The 1,290-nt window shown below is 33.9% G+C and carries 1 protein-coding gene; it reads right to left on the bottom strand.

The features are described from left to right. Positions 1 to 634: 634 nt before the first annotated feature. On the bottom strand, positions 635 to 1,290 hold a 656-nt coding region (locus B2U95_RS00010; RefSeq protein WP_296310983.1), incomplete at its 5' end, for a hypothetical protein.

The raw sequence follows: 1,290 nt of genomic DNA, 5'->3' as shown, positions 1-1,290 counted from the left end.
ATTAATTATACACCGTGTTGTAGGTAGTGCTTTAGTTTTTCAAGTATTTTTATTTTTTTGGCGACGCAGATTCCAACAATTCACAGCAACCGATTTTACCCTTAAAAAACCAAAAAAAAATCTCCGCAATTCAGTCCGACGTCATTTATTCAGAGGGCAATCGGTTGCAGTCAGTCCAACGCTATTCTCGTTTTGCAATTCAATCCAGCGTGTTGCTTTTCCAGTTCCGATTTCAGTCTAGTATTTTTTGGGTCGCAATCAGTTCAACGATTTTAAGTCAGCTATTTTGTCCAGCGTACTGCTTTAAATTCCGACGTTTTTTTCAGTACTATGATTTAAAATCCGACTTAAATCTCCAATTTAATTATTTAACTTTTTATTCAGCCGTAAGTTTGGATTTAGCACGAGTTTTTGCGGTGAGTGCATTACCTACAACGGTCTTGTGTATGAAACGTAGCGTTTAAAAAGACGCTAACTTTTCGGATTAGCACAGAGCCGAATTTTTATATTTTGTTTTTAACTTATCAATCTTAAAAGCCAAATTTAAAAATTTGGCGGTCTTTGCAAATAAGGACATATCCTTCGGTTTATCACTTATTAGCTATGTTTTATACACGTTGTTACCCAACGTTTTTTATTCGTTCAATAGTTTCGTTTCGAAAAGAGCTAATGATTGATCAATTCCCTCATCAACTATTTTTCCACGTATTTTAACTTTTTTCAAGTCTTTAATTTTCCGCTCGTCAGATTTGTCCGTGAAGAAAATTACTATTTCTCGTTTTTGTCCTTTGAAATCAACTTTTGCCAATATATAAATATGTCCACCATCTGCTCCTGTTGATTGAGTTTTAAATTCCGTTAATTCGGTTTCAAAATCTTCTGTTTTTCCAAATAGACTCCAATAATTTTCAAAACTATCTCGACTAATTTCTGAAGTGCTAAAACTCTCTTTAAAATCGTCCAACAAGAGATTGTTATCAGTCCAATAACCGTAATTCTTTTTGAATGGCATTTTTACAATTATTCGTCCATCTTTATCCATTCCGATTTCGCGTTCAGGAATTCCAGTTTCATTATCCAGTTCGACAAGCCAATCTTCTACAAAGTCAATTTTATGGTCAAAATCAGGATTTGCTTTTGGGATTATTGAACTCACAATTCCGATTATTGCTTTTTTAATATTACGCTTCACAACTCCGTCAGGTTGAGAATTATGTTTGCTTTTCGGAACTTTAAATTGTATGTACGTTGTTTTTTTCAAATGTTGGGTAACGTGATGTGTATGGTTAG

This window comes from Winogradskyella sp. UBA3174 (assembly GCF_002364335.1).
Classification (GTDB): domain Bacteria; phylum Bacteroidota; class Bacteroidia; order Flavobacteriales; family Flavobacteriaceae; genus Winogradskyella.
The sequence above is the reverse complement of the archived record's forward strand: the minus strand, read 5'-3'. Positions and strand labels throughout refer to the sequence as shown.